We start from the raw sequence: 14,210 nt of genomic DNA, 5'->3' as shown, positions 1-14,210 counted from the left end.
CGGGTCATCCTTATCTGCTGTACGTTGCGGTTAACTGCGTTTTTCCGAGAACGTGACTGTTTATCATATAACCGACCAGCGCGCCGCTGGCATTGTTATCAAGGGGCAGTGTGTCCACGTTCAGCGCCCAGACGGTAATCTGGTAACGGTGCGGTTTGTCTCCCTCAGGTGGACATGCGCCGCCAAATCCAGAATAACCGAAGTCATTACGCCCCTGCACCGCGCCAGCGGGTAATTTCTCACTCTTTGGGTTACCCGCGCCCGCAGGCAGTGCCCTTGTTTTCGCAGGAATATTGGCGACTGTCCAGTGCCACCAGCCACTGCCGGTGGGGGCATCGGGGTCATATACCGTGATGGCAAAACTTTTCGTACCGGCTGGCGGATGTTTCCATGCAAGCTGCGGAGACTGATTATCACCGTGGCAGCCAAAACCGTTGAACACCTGCTGTTGCGCTAAACGGTGCTCCCCGGAGATATCCTGACTGGTGATACTGAAAGGCGTTGCCGCTAAAACCTGAAAACTTATCGCCGCCAGAGCGGTTGTTGCTATTACACTGCGCTTTTTCATGGGGGAGTCCTTTGCTGAACGGGAAGCCCCAATGTAAGGCACGCGGCCATACCGTAATGTGCTTAAGCGATTTGATTTTGTGCCGAAACGCTCAAAGGCATCCACAGATGATTGCGACTTGCTGAATGTGATAATCTACGCGCCATTTCCCTGAAATCGACAGAACAGCAAATTATGAGTGTACGTTTAGTGTTAGCCAAAGGGCGCGAGAAATCCTTACTGCGTCGTCATCCCTGGGTTTTTTCTGGCGCAGTTGCCCGCATGGAAGGCAAAGCCAGCCTCGGTGAAACCATTGATATCGTTGACCATCAGGGGAAATGGTTAGCGCGAGGCGCATACTCGCCTGCGTCCCAGATCCGCGCTCGCGTCTGGACCTTCGACAAAGATGAAACCATTGATATCGACTTCTTCATTCGCCGCCTGCAGCAGGCGCAGCAGTGGCGTGAATGGCTGGCAAAGCGTGACGGTCTGGACAGCTATCGTCTGATCGCCGGTGAGTCCGACGGCCTGCCGGGTGTGACCATCGATCGCTTCGGCAACTTCCTGGTGCTGCAACTCCTGAGCGCCGGAGCGGAATACCAGCGTGCCGCGCTGATTAGCGCGCTGCAAACGCTGTTCCCGCAGTGTGCCATTTACGACCGCAGCGATGTGGCAGTGCGCAAAAAAGAGGGCATGGAGCTGACTCAGGGGCCAGTAACGGGCGAACTGCCGCCAGCCCTGCTGCCCATTGAAGAACATGGCATGAAGCTGCTGGTGGATATTCAGGGCGGTCACAAAACGGGCTATTACCTTGACCAGCGCGACAGCCGTCTGGCGACACGCCAGTACGTCGCCGACAAGCGCGTACTTAACTGCTTCTCCTATACCGGCGGTTTTGCCGTTTCGGCGCTGATGGGTGGCTGTGCGCAGGTCGTCAGCGTGGATACGTCACAGGAAGCGCTTGACGTGGCAAAACAAAACGTCGAGCTAAACAAGCTGGATTTGAGCAAAGCGGAGTTTGTACGCGACGACGTTTTCAAGCTGCTGCGTAAATATCGCGATCAGGGCGAGAAGTTCGACGTTATCGTGATGGATCCCCCTAAGTTTGTGGAGAATAAAAGCCAGCTGATGGGCGCCTGCCGCGGGTACAAAGATATCAACATGCTGGCCATCCAGCTGCTGAACCCGGGTGGCGTTCTGCTGACGTTCTCCTGCTCCGGTCTGATGACCACAGATTTATTTCAGAAAATCATCGCCGATGCCGCAATAGATGCTGGTCGTGATGTACAATTTATAGAGCAGTTCCGTCAGGCAGCCGATCATCCCGTGATTGCTACCTACCCGGAAGGGCTGTATCTGAAAGGGTTTGCCTGTCGCGTCATGTAACTTGAAAAGAGAAATATTGACCACACATAACGTGTAAGTCGTATTTCCCGGGAGGTGACTATGATTGCCAGCAAATTCGGTATCGGCCAGCAGGTCCGCCACACTTTGCTAGGGTATTTGGGTGTGGTCGTCGATATCGACCCGGAGTATTCCCTTGATGAACCGTCAGCAGACGAGCTGGCGGTTAACGCCGAGCTTCGCGCTGCGCCCTGGTACCATGTGGTGATGGAAGGTGACGACGGACAACCCGTTCATACCTACCTTGCCGAAGCGCAGCTGAGTAGTGAGTTGCAGGAAGAGCATCCGGAGCAACCTACGATGGATGAACTTGCTCAGACCATCCGTAAACAGCTACAGGCTCCGCGCCTGCGGAACTAAGCGTGCAAAAAAAGCCCGATAACGGGCTTTTTTTATTATTTCGCCAGCCCCAGACGGGGGATCTCAATCGCCGGGCATCGGTCCATGACCACTTTCAGACCCGCTTCACGCGCCAGCACGGCCGCCTGCTCGTTAATCACACCCAACTGCATCCACAGGGTTTTCGCCCCGACGGCAATAGCATCCTGCGCTACGCCCCATGCGGCCTCGGAATTACGGAAGACATCGACCATATCAATTTTTTCGGGTACGTCAGCGAGCGTGGCATACCCTTGCTGGCCCAGCAACGTTTTCCCCGCCACTTTTGGCGAGACCGGGATGACGTGATAACCCTGATCGAGAAGGTATTTCATCACCCGATAGCTGGGACGATCGGGTTTATCACTCGCGCCCACCAGCGCAATGGTCCGCGTGGATGTCAAAATCTCAGCAACATCATTCTCTTTCATGGTTTTTCTCCTGGCTTTTTTAAAAGTGTACGCCAAAGCGCACATCTCAACCATCCATCCCATACAGATGCATGAGGGCAAAACGGCAAAATATGTCTATATGTTAGTAAACGTGATTATCGAAAAATTTAGATACATTAATGCGGCGACAGTATGTCTGACGGGAGCCTCCTATGAAAACCGGTATTGCCACGGCTCTGATTGCGTTAGTGATGCCGGTTTGCGTATTTGCTACCACGCTTCGGCTCTCTGGCGACATTGATCTTCTGGTACTGGACGGAAAAAAAGTGTCCAGCTCATTATTACGCGGTGCTGACAGCATCGAATTAGATAACGGCCCCCATCAACTGGTCTTTCGAGTAGAAAAATCGATCGGCCTGGCTAACCATGAGCAACGACTGTACATCTCGCCGCCGCTGATTATCAGCTTTAATACCCGGCAAATCAGTCAGGTGAACATTACCCTGCCTCGCCTTGAAACAGAAAAGGAATCGGCGGCCTTTGACGCCTCGCCGCGCATTGAACTGCTGGACGGTGATGCGATGCCAATCCCGGTGAAGCTGGATATTCTGGCATTAACCACGTCCCCCAAAGGCCCGGATTACGAGGCGGCTACGCAGGTTTATAACAAAGCCGGTAAACGCGCCTCCCTTCCGCAGTTTGCCACCCTGATGGCCGACGACAGTACGCTGCTTTCCGGCGTATCAGAACTGGATGTTATCCCGCCTCAGTCCCAGACGCTGACGGAACAGCGCCTGAAATTCTGGTTCCAGCAGGCCGATCCCGACACGCGGGCCCGATTTTTACAGTGGGCAAAGCAACAACCTTCATCCTAAGCCACATTTTTTTCGCCTGAGGCTTGCAGCGTCAGGCGCTTCCCGTCATCGTGTAGTCAGTTAACCTGATGGATATGATTATGGAACTGACAACACGCACGCTGCCTGAACGCAAACACATTGCACTGGTGGCGCACGATCACTGTAAACAAATGCTGCTTAACTGGGTGCGCCGCCATCAGTCTTTGCTGGAAAAGCATGCCCTTTCAGCGACCGGCACCACCGGAAACCTGATCCAGCGCGAAACGGGTCTGGAGGTCAATGCGATGCTGAGCGGCCCGATGGGCGGCGATCAGCAGGTCGGCGCGCAGATTTCCGAAGGGAAGATTGACGTGCTGATCTTCTTCTGGGATCCGCTGAACGCGGTTCCGCACGATCCCGATGTTAAAGCCCTGCTGCGTCTGGCGACGGTGTGGAATATTCCGGTGGCGACAAACCTCTCGACGGCGGATTTCATCATCGAATCACCGCAGTTCAATTCGCCGGTTGATATCCTGATTCCGGACTATCAGCGTTATCTTTCTGAGAGACTGAAGTAGCTTTTTTGCCGGGTGGCGGCTTCGCCTTACCCGGCCTACCCATCCTTGCCCGTCGTCGCTACGGCTTTCTCGCTACCGGCACATCAATACTCTTCAGAATATCGACAAACACGGATGGCTCCGCTTTATTGAACAGCAGCCAGACGCGGTGACGTGCGCGCGTCATTGCCACATAAAGCAAACGTCGCTCTTCGGCATCCGGGAAATCTTCCGGCACCGGCAGTAGGGCCTGTTCCATCACCGATTCACGGGCCGGAGCCGGGAAACCGTCGCTGCCCTCTTTCAGCCCCATCACAATCACATAATCGGCCTGCTGCCCTTTGCTGGCGTGAATGGTCATAAATTCAAGCTGCAGTTTCGGCCAGCGGGTAGCTGCTTTTTCCAGCGCTGCAGGTTTAAGGTGATGATAACGCGCCAGCACCAGGATACGCTCATCGGGCTTCGCATAGCCGCTGAGCTTGTCCAGCAGCGGTTCCAGCTGGTCATCCGCCAGCAGGGTGACGGCTTTTTTATCCCCAGGCCGCAGGCTGTTAAGCGGCTTGGTCAGCTGATGCGGGTTTTGCTGGATAAAACGGTTGGCGATTTCACCAATCCGGGAGTTGAAGCGATACGTGGTGTCCAGATCGCTGCGATCCCCTTCACCAAAATAGTGGTGGAACGCGGTCGTGAGTGAAAGCTGTGCGCCGCTGAAGCGATAGATAGCCTGCCAGTCATCCCCCACCGCAAACAGCGAGGTATGTTTATTTTGCGCCCGTAGCGCACAGAGCAGTGCTGCGCGCTGGGGTGAGATATCCTGAAACTCATCCACCAGAATATGTTTCCACGGACTGACAAAACGTCCTTTCTCAAGAATGACGATCGCCTGATGGATCAAACCGGAAAAATCGACGGCATTTTCCGCCTTCAACGCGGCTTTCCAGGCTTTTAAGAGCGGTGCCATCAGTTTGACCCGCTTCGAAAATAGATCGCGGATCCCCTCTGGCGCACCTTCAATCATTTCAGGCTGTGAGCCACCGTGCATCCGCATCAGGCTGACCCAACGGTCAAGACGCGATCCCAGCCGACGCGCCAGTTTATCATCCTGCCAGAAACTGCCTTCCGGCACTGCCCAGTTGAGCTCCTCTTCCAGCCACTGACGCCACCCTTTCGCCTGCGCTTTTTTCTCACTGCACTGCTGACGCCACGTTTTGATAAACAGCGCCTGGCGCGCCTGCGTGTCGTTTTCCAGTTTACTGACGGAAGGCACTTTTTTACTGCCCTGCTGAATGATATGCAGCGCAAGGGCATGGAAGGTTCTGGCAGTAATATCCCGGGTATGCAGACGTTGCTGAATGCGTTCGTCCATCTCCTCGGCAGCCTTACGGCCAAAAGCCAGCAGCAGAATCTGATCGGCAACCGCTTCGCCGGTCGTCAGAAGCCAGCCTGCACGCGCCACCAGTACCGACGTTTTGCCGCTTCCCGCCCCCGCGAGCACCAGCAGCGACTGCTCGCCATTGACCACCGCGCGAGCCTGCGCAGGGTTGAGCGGCGAAGATTCCACCGTACTGAAAAAGTCGGCGTACTGGGTCAGCATGGCATCTGTCCAGGCCTGGTTATGCGCCAGCCGACTCTTATCCCTATCGTTCAGCCAGGCCTGACACTGACGCCAGGCGTCGCGACAGTTGTCGAACTCATCAAGACGCGTTACGGCAATCGGCAGGGCCGAGAGAGCCTGGCGAATCTTTTGCTGCAGCCCGGCAGTCTGCTGGCGGGTCAACCACGTTTGTTGCGCGTTGCTCTGGGCGATCTCGTCCAGCACCTGGTGCAGAACCTGGGCGGCAATCACGCTCATGTCGTGACTCCACTGCTGCCAGCGGGCGTTCAGGTGGTGATGAAAACGCTGGGTTTCCGCCCACTCGGTGCCGTGAAGACGCACGACTTTATCGTCTGGCAGAACAAACTCCAGCTCACCCCATACCAGCCCACGCTTACAGTGGATGGCCAGAAGCTGATTAAACGGAATAAGGTATTCGTGGCGTTCTCCGGAGACTTTCACCCCGGCGTTGAGCAAAACAACGCTGTCATAGGGGTGTTGCGCCAGGCGTTTGCCTAATGAAGTTGCTTTCAGTTCCATGTCCCGCCAAATCCACGAAGAGATAATTTACCTGACAGTTTAACTGCCAGTTTTAAGGTGCTCCAGCCTAAAAAAACGTTACAATCATTGGGCGTTAATTTTATCGAAAGGAAGTGAGGGTTTATGCGTACCGTTCTGAATGTGTTGAATTTTGTGCTGGGCGGTTTTGCCACCACCCTTTCCTGGCTTATTGCCACACTGGTGAGCATCGTCCTGATTTTCACACTCCCCCTGACCCGCTCCTGCTGGGAAATCACCAAACTCTCGTTGATCCCCTACGGTAACGAAGCCATCCACGTTGACGAACTGAATCCGGAAAGTAAGAACGCCCTGATGAACACGGGGGGAACCCTGCTGAACATTCTGTGGCTGATTTTCTTTGGCTGGTGGCTATGCATCATGCATATTTTTGCCGGTATTGCACAGTGCATCTCAATTATTGGGATTCCGGTAGGGCTCGCGAACTTTAAGATCGCCGCCATCGCCCTTTGGCCCGTCGGGCGCAGAGTTGTTCCGGTTGAAGTGGCCCAGGCGGCGCGTGAAGCGAACGCACGCCGTCGTTTTCAGTAAATAAGGACTGGCCGCGTTTATGCTAAGCCCACTGCTTCGCCGTTATACCTGGAACAGTTCCTGGCTTTACAACGTCAGGATTTTTATCGCGCTTTGCGGCACGGTAGCCCTGCCGTGGTGGTTGAATGACGTCAAACTCACCATCCCGCTCACGCTGGGGGTGGTGGCCGGGGCGCTTGCGGATCTGGACGATCGCCTGGCCGGTCGTTTGCGTAATCTGGTGATTACGCTCGTCTGCTTTTTTATTGCGTCAGCGTCCGTTGAGTTGCTCTTCCCCTGGCCGTGGCTGTTTGCGCTGGGCCTGACGCTTTCGACCAGCGGGTTTATTTTGCTGGGTGGACTGGGGCAGCGCTATGCCACCATCGCCTTCGGCGCCTTACTGATCGCCATCTATACCATGCTGGGCGTGTCACTTTACGACCAGTGGTACCAGCAACCTCTACTGCTGTTGCTGGGCGCCATCTGGTATAACCTGCTGACGTTAACCGGCCATCTTATCTTCCCGGTTCGCCCGCTGCAGGATAACCTTGCCCGTAGCTTTGAGCAGTTGGCCCATTATCTGGAACTGAAATCCCGGCTGTTTGACCCGGATATTGAAGAAGAAAGCCAGGCGCCGCTTTACGATCTGGCGCTGGCAAACGGTCAGCTGGTCACCACCCTTAACCAGACGAAAGCCTCACTGCTTACCCGTCTGCGCGGCGATCGCGGTCAGCGTGGAACGCGAAGAACCTTACACTACTATTTTGCCGCCCAGGACATTCATGAACGCGCCAGTTCCTCGCATGTTCAGTATGCCGCCCTACGTGAAAAGTTTCGCTACAGCGACGTGATGTTCCGCTTCCAGCGCCTGCTGTCAATGCAGTCCCTGGCCTGCCAGCAGCTCTCGCGATCCATTCTGCTGCGCACGCCCTATCAGCATGACCCCCGTTTCGAACGCGTGTTTAGCCATCTTGATGCGGCGCTCGATCGCGTTCAGGCCAGCGGAACATCACCGGAACATATCAAAGCGCTGGGTTTTCTGCTCAATAACCTGCGGGCTATAGATGCTCAGCTGGCGACCATCGAATCCGAACAGGCGATGGCGCAACCGGGTAATGATGTGGAAAATCAGCTGGCTGATGACAGCGTGCATAGCTTTAGCGATATGTGGCTACGGCTGAGCCGCAACTTTACGCCAGAGTCGGCGCTCTTTCGCCACGCGGTGAGAATGTCTCTGGTGCTATGCGTCGGTTATGCCTTTATCCAGATAACCGGTTTGCAGCATGGCTACTGGATCCTGCTGACCAGCCTGTTTGTCTGCCAGCCAAACTATAACGCCACCCGGCACCGCCTTGCGCTGCGTATTATCGGTACGCTGGTCGGTGTCGCGATTGGACTTCCCGTGCTGTACTTCGTGCCTTCTGTTGAAGGGCAGCTGGTGCTGATTGTGATTACCGGCGTGTTGTTTTTCGCGTTTCGCAACGTGCAGTACGCTCATGCCACCATGTTCATCACGCTGCTGGTGCTGCTCTGCTTTAACCTGCTAGGTGAAGGGTTCGAGGTCGCCCTGCCTCGCGTGCTCGATACCCTGATCGGCTGTGCGATTGCCTGGGCAGCGGTGAGCTTTATCTGGCCGGACTGGCGTTTCCGTAATTTACCGCGGGTGTTAGACAGGGCATTGAACGCCAACTGCCGATACCTGGATGCCATTCTTGAGCAGTACCACCAGGGACGCGATAACCGTCTGGCTTATCGGATAGCCCGCCGCGATGCGCACAACAGTGATGCTGAACTGGCTTCGGTTGTCTCTAACATGTCAACGGAGCCTCGTGCCACGGCCGAGATGCGTGAGACGGCTTTCCGGTTGCTCTGCCTCAACCATACCTTCACCAGCTATATTTCCACGCTGGGTGCACACCGCGAGAAACTGGTCAACCCGGGCATACTCAACCTGCTGGATGACGCGGTCTGCTACGTCGATGATGCACTGCATCACCGGCCAGCCGATGAACCGAAAGTGAGACAGTCGCTGGATGAACTGACTCAACGTATCGCGCGTCTTGAGCCAGGAAACGACAGCAAAGCGCCGCTGGTGCTACAGCAGATTGGCCTGCTTATCGCTCTGCTGCCAGAAATTTGCCGGTTACAACAGCAAATCGCTACCTGGAGGAGTGATTCTTCTGTGGCTCAGGCAGCGCATTAAACCACTCCGTCAACTCCCGGCGAGTGCCTGCCGGGAGTGCCGCCTCATGCAAACCCTCAATAGCCCCCTCAAGGGCGAAGAGCACTTTAATACCGAGTGCCCTATTTTTAGCCCGCATCTTTAACCAGCACTCCCTGGCACCCAGTGCCCGCAGCGTCTCTTCGTTAGTAATGCCAGCTTCAAAAAGTAATACCTCAAGCTGAAAGGTCAGGTTTGGCAGATCTTTAAGCCGGTTTCGTTGATGGCGCTGACAGCGCTCTTTCCTCGCCGCATTGAGCGCGAAAGAGGAGAGCTGAAGCAGCCGTTCCCTGTCTTGCCACAGTCCATCATCGACACGGTAATAGTTGAGAAGTACCGGGCGGCCTCGTTTCATCAGCGTCAAAAAAGAGGCGGCATTTTTTACACAGTATTTCGCGCTTTCTTCACAGGCGCGAAGGTACAGCTCGCCATCTGACACCATGGCAAAAACCGCGTCATCTATCGCCAGGGTATAGCCACCGAACAGGGCGCGATGATGAATTTCTCCTAGCGGTGAGAGGTATTCCTGGGATTGATAAATCCGTTCATAAGATATCTTTTTCATGATATTTCCCTTCTAAATCATAAGGTAACAGCGAAATTTCTTACTAGCGGATCCGTTAGCAGGAAAATAGGCAACTTAGCGCCGTTGAGCAAGATGATTTTTCGAGGGGCATCAACATTGAACGAATTTTGCGAGTCGCTTTCCGAAAATGAGGTTGATCTTTATGCATACAGGGGTTACTGTATATCCATACAGTAACTACAGGGCTGGAATGAATATGTACACTTCAGGCTATGCAAATCGCTCAACTTCTCTCTCCTCTACCGCGGGCACTGTCGCGCACAACACCGTTGGGGGTGTTTCGACGGGGCTTATTAGTGAAGTGGTTTATCGTGAAGACCAGCCTCTGTTGACCCAACTCCTGCTACTGCCTTTATTACAGCAGCTTGGTCAGCAATCGCGCTGGCAGCTCTGGCTGACGCCACAGCAAAAATTGAGCCGTGAATGGGTTCAGTCCGCAGGCCTGCCGCTGGCTAAGGTGATGCAGATTAACCAACTCTCTCCCTGCGATACCGTTGAGTCTATGGTTCGCGCGTTGCGCACCGGAAATTACAGCGTGGTGATCGGCTGGTTACCCGAAGAACTGACGGAAGAGGAACATTTTCGTCTGACTGAAGCGGCTGAAGAAGGGAATGCGATCGGGTTCATCATGCGCCCGGTTCGTCCAGATTCTTATCGCAGAGGACAACTTTCTGGGCTAAAAATTCACTCAAATTTGTATCATTGAGCGAAATTAAGATTTTTCCTGGAATTTTTTTTGACCGCAAGATACGGATTTAGTTCCCGGCGTCAAAATTGCGGCAAGGCGCGTCTGGAGCGGTTCTCCTTAATTTTACTGCACAAAATTCGTTCTAAAAATGTTAAATAATAGGTATACGGAACTTTTTTTTTCATATGCCTGACAGACTTCACACTTGTAAGTTTTCAGCTACGTTGTAGACTTTACATCGCCAGGGGTGCTCGGCCTAAGCCGAAGATATCGGTAGATTTATATTTGACCACGCCCCCCGGTGAAGGATTTAACCGTGATTCTCTACTTGAGACATTCATGGCGAATTTTGGATGATAACGAGGCGCAAAAAATGAAAAAGACAGCTATCGCGATTGCAGTGGCACTGGCTGGCTTCGCTACCGTAGCGCAGGCCGCTCCGAAAGATAATACCTGGTATGCAGGTGGTAAACTGGGCTGGTCTCAGTTCCACGACACCGGCTGGTACAACAGCAGCCTGAACAATGATGGCCCTACTCACGAGAGCCAGCTTGGTGCAGGTGCGTTCGGTGGCTATCAGGTTAACCCGTATGTTGGTTTTGAAATGGGTTACGACTGGTTAGGTCGTATGCCATACAAAGGCGACAACGTTAATGGCGCTTTTAAAGCTCAAGGCGTACAGCTGACCGCTAAACTGGGTTACCCAGTAACTGACGATCTGGACGTGTACACCCGTCTGGGTGGTATGGTATGGCGCGCTGACTCCAGCAACAGCATCGCTGGCGACGACCATGACACCGGTGTTTCCCCAGTATTCGCTGGTGGCGTTGAGTGGGCTATGACCCGTGACATCGCTACCCGTCTGGAATACCAGTGGGTTAACAACATCGGCGACGGTGCTACCGTTGGCGTTCGTCCAGACAACGGCATGCTGAGCGTAGGTGTTTCCTACCGTTTCGGCCAGCAGGAAGATGCAGCACCAGTTGTTGCTCCAGCGCCGGCTCCAGCTCCAGAAGTACAGACCAAGCACTTCACTCTGAAGTCTGACGTTCTGTTCAACTTCAACAAAGCGACTCTGAAACCAGAAGGCCAGCAGGCACTGGATCAGCTGTACACCCAGCTGAGCAACCTGGATCCTAAAGACGGTTCCGTAGTGGTTCTGGGCTTCACCGACCGTATCGGTTCTGACGCTTACAACCAGAAACTGTCTGAGAAACGTGCTCAGTCTGTTGTTGATTACCTGATCTCTAAAGGTATCCCAGCTAACAAGATCTCCCCACGTGGTATGGGCGAATCTAACCCAGTTACTGGCAACACCTGTGACAACGTGAAAGCTCGCGCTGCACTGATCGACTGCCTGGCTCCAGATCGTCGCGTAGAGATCGAAGTTAAAGGCGTTAAAGACGTTGTAACTCAGCCAGCGGCATAAGTTATCGTCTGATAAAAAACCCCGCAATGCGGGGTTTTTTATTGTCTGAAGAAAAACACAAATCTACTTTTTGCCCAGCAACGCCTGAAGGTCGTTTTTTAGCGACGACATTTGGTTAGCATACTTCTCTTTATGTTCGGCATCCTCAATCAACTGCACGATGGTTTCCGACAGCGTTTTACCACGCCGTTGCGCCAGCCCAGCCAGACGCTGCCAGACCACGAACTCCAGATCGATTGATTTTTTACGCGTGTGCTGATGCTCAGCATTAAAATGCCGTTTGCGTCGCGCGCGGATCGTTTGCTTCATCCGGTTTAACAACGCGGGATTGATGTGTTTCTCAATCCAGCCGTTAACCTGTACCGGTTCATTCTCGAGGGTCAGCAAAATATCCACGGCTTCTTGTGCAGCGCTGGCTTCGATGTAGCAGGTAATCAGCTCCCCTTCACGGTGCTTTTTGACCAGGTACTTCCATTTCCAGCCGCTTTCGAGATTTTCCAGTTGTTGATATTTCATTGCGATCTCAGTGTTACCACGTAACTCTGTTCAGAATATCAGTTTTTTGGCAATCTGCTGAAAAGAAATCATATCCTGTGAGTCAATGCAGCCATTCCCGCTGTCGAAATACCCAATCCTGCTTGGGTAGATCCCCCCGCTTACGGTATACTCCACGCTTTTACATCTGACTAAAAAACATCAACTTTGACGATTACGAAACTTGCATGGCGTGACCTTGTTCCGGATACCGAGAGCTATCAGGACCTGTTTTCACAGCCCGAACTCGCAACAGAACATCCATTCATCCTTAGCGATACGCAACCCCGTTTGCATTATGCGCTGGAGCAGGCGTTAAGCCCATGGGCGACATCGCCCTTCATGCTGCTGAAAGCCCCCGAAGAGGCGGAATATCTGACGCTTCTCGGGGACGCTATGCGCCAGTTGCGCCCGGAAGCGAACGCGGTCTTTGGCGGCCAGTATCGTATCGCGGGAGATAAGATCGCCTTCGAACCGGCGGACCAGGCCGATGACCGTTTTGCAGCGACAGGTGAAGTCATTACCGCTAACTGGGTCGAGGCTGAACAACTCTTTGGCTGTCTGCGTCAGTTCAATGGTGAGCTTTCACTGCAACCAGGTCTGGTACATCGCGCAAACGGCGGCGTGCTGATCATCTCTCTGCGCACCCTGCTCTCGCAGCCGCTGCTGTGGATGCGCCTGAAAACGATTGTGACCCAGCAACGCTTTGACTGGGTCGGTTACGATGAGTCTCGCCCTCTGCCGGTCTCCGTGCCGTCAATGCCGCTGTCGCTGACCGTCGTGCTGACGGGCGATCGTGAATCGCTGGCTGACTTCCAGGAAATGGAGCCGGAACTGGCTGAGCTGGCGGTTTACAGCGAATACGAAGACAACATCCAGGTAGCCGATGCTGATGACATGGCACAGTGGTGTCAGTGGGTGCTGGCCGTTGCGGAACGCTTTGCATTGCCAATGCCTGCCGCTGACGCGTGGCCGGGTTTGATCCGCGAAGCGGTTCGTTATACCGGTGACCAGGAAACCCTGCCGCTCAGTCCACTCTGGATAGGCAAGCAGCTGCGTGAAGTGGGTGTGATCAGCGGTAAAGGTGCGTTTACTGGCGAACAGCTCACGCAGATGCTGGCGCAGCGTGAGTGGCGCGAAGGCTATCTTGCTGACCGTATGCAGGATGAAATTCTGCTGGAACAAATTCTGGTCGAGACCGAAGGTGAACGCGTCGGCCAGATTAACGCCCTGTCCGTGATTGAATTCCCTGGCCACCCGCGCGCGTTCGGGGAACCCTCACGCATCAGTTGTGTTGTGCATGTTGGCGATGGCGAGTTCACCGATATTGAACGCAAAGCCGAGCTGGGTGGCAACATTCACGCCAAAGGCATGATGATCATGCAGGCGTTTTTGATGTCTGAGCTGCAGCTTGAGCAGCAAATCCCCTTCTCCGCCTCGCTGACGTTTGAACAATCCTATAGCGAAGTGGATGGCGATAGCGCCTCTATGGCGGAGCTCTGCGCCTTGATCAGCGCCCTGGCAGACGTGCCGATCAACCAGAACCTCGCGATCACCGGTTCGGTCGATCAGTTCGGTCGTGCTCAGCCTGTTGGCGGTCTGAACGAAAAAATTGAAGGCTTCTTCTCTATCTGTCAGCAGCGTGGTTTAAACGGCAAACAGGGTGTGATTATTCCAGCACCCAATGTACGCCATTTAAGCCTTAGCCAGGCTATTCTGGACGCGGTTGAGCAGGAACAATTTGCCATCTGGGCCATCGAAGGGATTGAGGATGCACTACCCTTACTGACAAACCTGGTATGGGATAGCGAGGGGCAGACGACCCTGATGCAGACCATCCAGGAGCGAATTGCTCAGGCGACACAGCAAGATGCTCGCCACCGTTATCCATGGCCGTTACGCTGGCTGGGCTGGTTTAATTCAAACTGATCGGACTTGTTCAGCGTACACGTGTT

General features: G+C 54.1%; 14 protein-coding genes. 9 read left to right on the top strand and 5 right to left on the bottom strand.

Annotated elements, in window-relative coordinates; all coding sequences use genetic code 11:
* Positions 1-10 precede the first annotated feature (10 nt).
* Entirely contained in the window at positions 11-568 is a 558-nt protein-coding gene (locus tag L3068_RS07830; protein WP_050862055.1) for a kinase inhibitor, read from the bottom strand.
* Positions 569-742: 174 nt separating this feature from the next.
* Between L3068_RS07830 and rlmI the strand changes: the two genes are divergently transcribed.
* Complete coding sequence (gene rlmI, locus L3068_RS07825; RefSeq protein ID WP_045134648.1) at positions 743-1,933, top strand: 23S rRNA (cytosine(1962)-C(5))-methyltransferase RlmI; 1,191 nt, start codon at positions 743-745, stop codon at positions 1,931-1,933.
* Positions 1,934-1,993: 60 nt separating this feature from the next.
* Positions 1,994-2,311 carry a heat shock protein HspQ gene (hspQ, locus tag L3068_RS07820; protein ID WP_008499919.1) on the top strand — a complete coding sequence of 106 codons (318 nt, stop codon included), beginning with the start codon at positions 1,994-1,996 and terminating at the stop codon, positions 2,309-2,311.
* Between the two features lie 35 nt (positions 2,312-2,346).
* Here hspQ and L3068_RS07815 read toward each other — a convergent pair whose 3' ends face one another.
* Complete coding sequence (locus L3068_RS07815; RefSeq protein WP_014883259.1) at positions 2,347-2,760, bottom strand: CoA-binding protein; 414 nt, start codon at positions 2,758-2,760, stop codon at positions 2,347-2,349.
* A gap of 173 nt (positions 2,761-2,933) precedes the next feature.
* Here L3068_RS07815 and csgI point away from each other — a divergent pair, with 173 nt between their 5' ends.
* Together csgI and mgsA are read left to right on the top strand one after the other, a co-directional pair.
* Positions 2,934-3,596: a curli synthesis inhibitor gene (csgI, locus tag L3068_RS07810; RefSeq protein WP_023332617.1), complete on the top strand. Its 663-nt coding sequence runs from the start codon at positions 2,934-2,936 to the stop codon at positions 3,594-3,596.
* Positions 3,597-3,676: 80 nt separating this feature from the next.
* Positions 3,677-4,135 carry a methylglyoxal synthase gene (gene mgsA, locus L3068_RS07805; RefSeq protein WP_008499922.1) on the top strand — a complete coding sequence of 153 codons (459 nt, stop codon included), beginning with the start codon at positions 3,677-3,679 and terminating at the stop codon, positions 4,133-4,135.
* Positions 4,136-4,193: 58 nt separating this feature from the next.
* Here the strand turns inward: mgsA and helD are convergent, their stop codons facing one another.
* Complete coding sequence (gene helD / locus L3068_RS07800) at positions 4,194-6,248, bottom strand: DNA helicase IV (protein ID WP_117581323.1); 2,055 nt, start codon at positions 6,246-6,248, stop codon at positions 4,194-4,196.
* 123 nt (positions 6,249-6,371) lie between these two features.
* Here helD and L3068_RS07795 point away from each other — a divergent pair, with 123 nt between their 5' ends.
* Positions 6,372-6,818, top strand: a complete 447-nt coding sequence (locus L3068_RS07795; RefSeq protein ID WP_023332615.1) for a YccF domain-containing protein — start codon at positions 6,372-6,374, stop codon at positions 6,816-6,818.
* Between the two features lie 19 nt (positions 6,819-6,837).
* The gene (gene yccS, locus L3068_RS07790) at positions 6,838-9,000 is read left to right on the top strand and encodes a YccS family putative transporter (protein ID WP_023332614.1); all 2,163 of its coding nucleotides are present in this window, start codon (positions 6,838-6,840) and stop codon (positions 8,998-9,000) included.
* Here the strand turns inward: yccS and L3068_RS07785 are convergent.
* Positions 8,957-9,583: a TfoX/Sxy family DNA transformation protein gene (locus L3068_RS07785; RefSeq protein WP_032637053.1), complete on the bottom strand. Its 627-nt coding sequence runs from the start codon at positions 9,581-9,583 to the stop codon at positions 8,957-8,959. The genes yccS and L3068_RS07785 overlap by 44 nt on opposite strands.
* 217 nt (positions 9,584-9,800) lie before the next feature.
* Here L3068_RS07785 and sulA point away from each other — a divergent pair, with 217 nt between their 5' ends.
* Positions 9,801-10,310: an SOS-induced cell division inhibitor SulA gene (gene sulA, locus L3068_RS07780; RefSeq protein ID WP_014883253.1), complete on the top strand. Its 510-nt coding sequence runs from the start codon at positions 9,801-9,803 to the stop codon at positions 10,308-10,310.
* Positions 10,311-10,665: 355 nt separating this feature from the next.
* Positions 10,666-11,721 (top strand): porin OmpA, encoded by a 1,056-nt coding sequence (gene ompA / locus L3068_RS07775; RefSeq protein ID WP_014883252.1) that lies wholly within the window; start codon positions 10,666-10,668, stop codon positions 11,719-11,721.
* A gap of 63 nt (positions 11,722-11,784) precedes the next feature.
* On the opposite strand, the gene matP is transcribed toward ompA, so the two are convergent.
* Positions 11,785-12,237 carry a macrodomain Ter protein MatP gene (matP, locus tag L3068_RS07770; protein WP_023332611.1) on the bottom strand — a complete coding sequence of 151 codons (453 nt, stop codon included), beginning with the start codon at positions 12,235-12,237 and terminating at the stop codon, positions 11,785-11,787.
* Positions 12,238-12,423: 186 nt separating this feature from the next.
* Here matP and L3068_RS07765 point away from each other — a divergent pair, with 186 nt between their 5' ends.
* Positions 12,424-14,184: an AAA family ATPase gene (locus tag L3068_RS07765; RefSeq protein ID WP_117581321.1), complete on the top strand. Its 1,761-nt coding sequence runs from the start codon at positions 12,424-12,426 to the stop codon at positions 14,182-14,184.
* The last annotated feature ends 26 nt before the right edge of the window (positions 14,185-14,210 follow it).

Source organism: Enterobacter cloacae complex sp. ECL414 (assembly GCF_021869685.1).
GTDB lineage: Bacteria > Pseudomonadota > Gammaproteobacteria > Enterobacterales > Enterobacteriaceae > Enterobacter > Enterobacter kobei.
The sequence above is the reverse complement of the archived record's forward strand: the minus strand, read 5'-3'. Positions and strand labels throughout refer to the sequence as shown.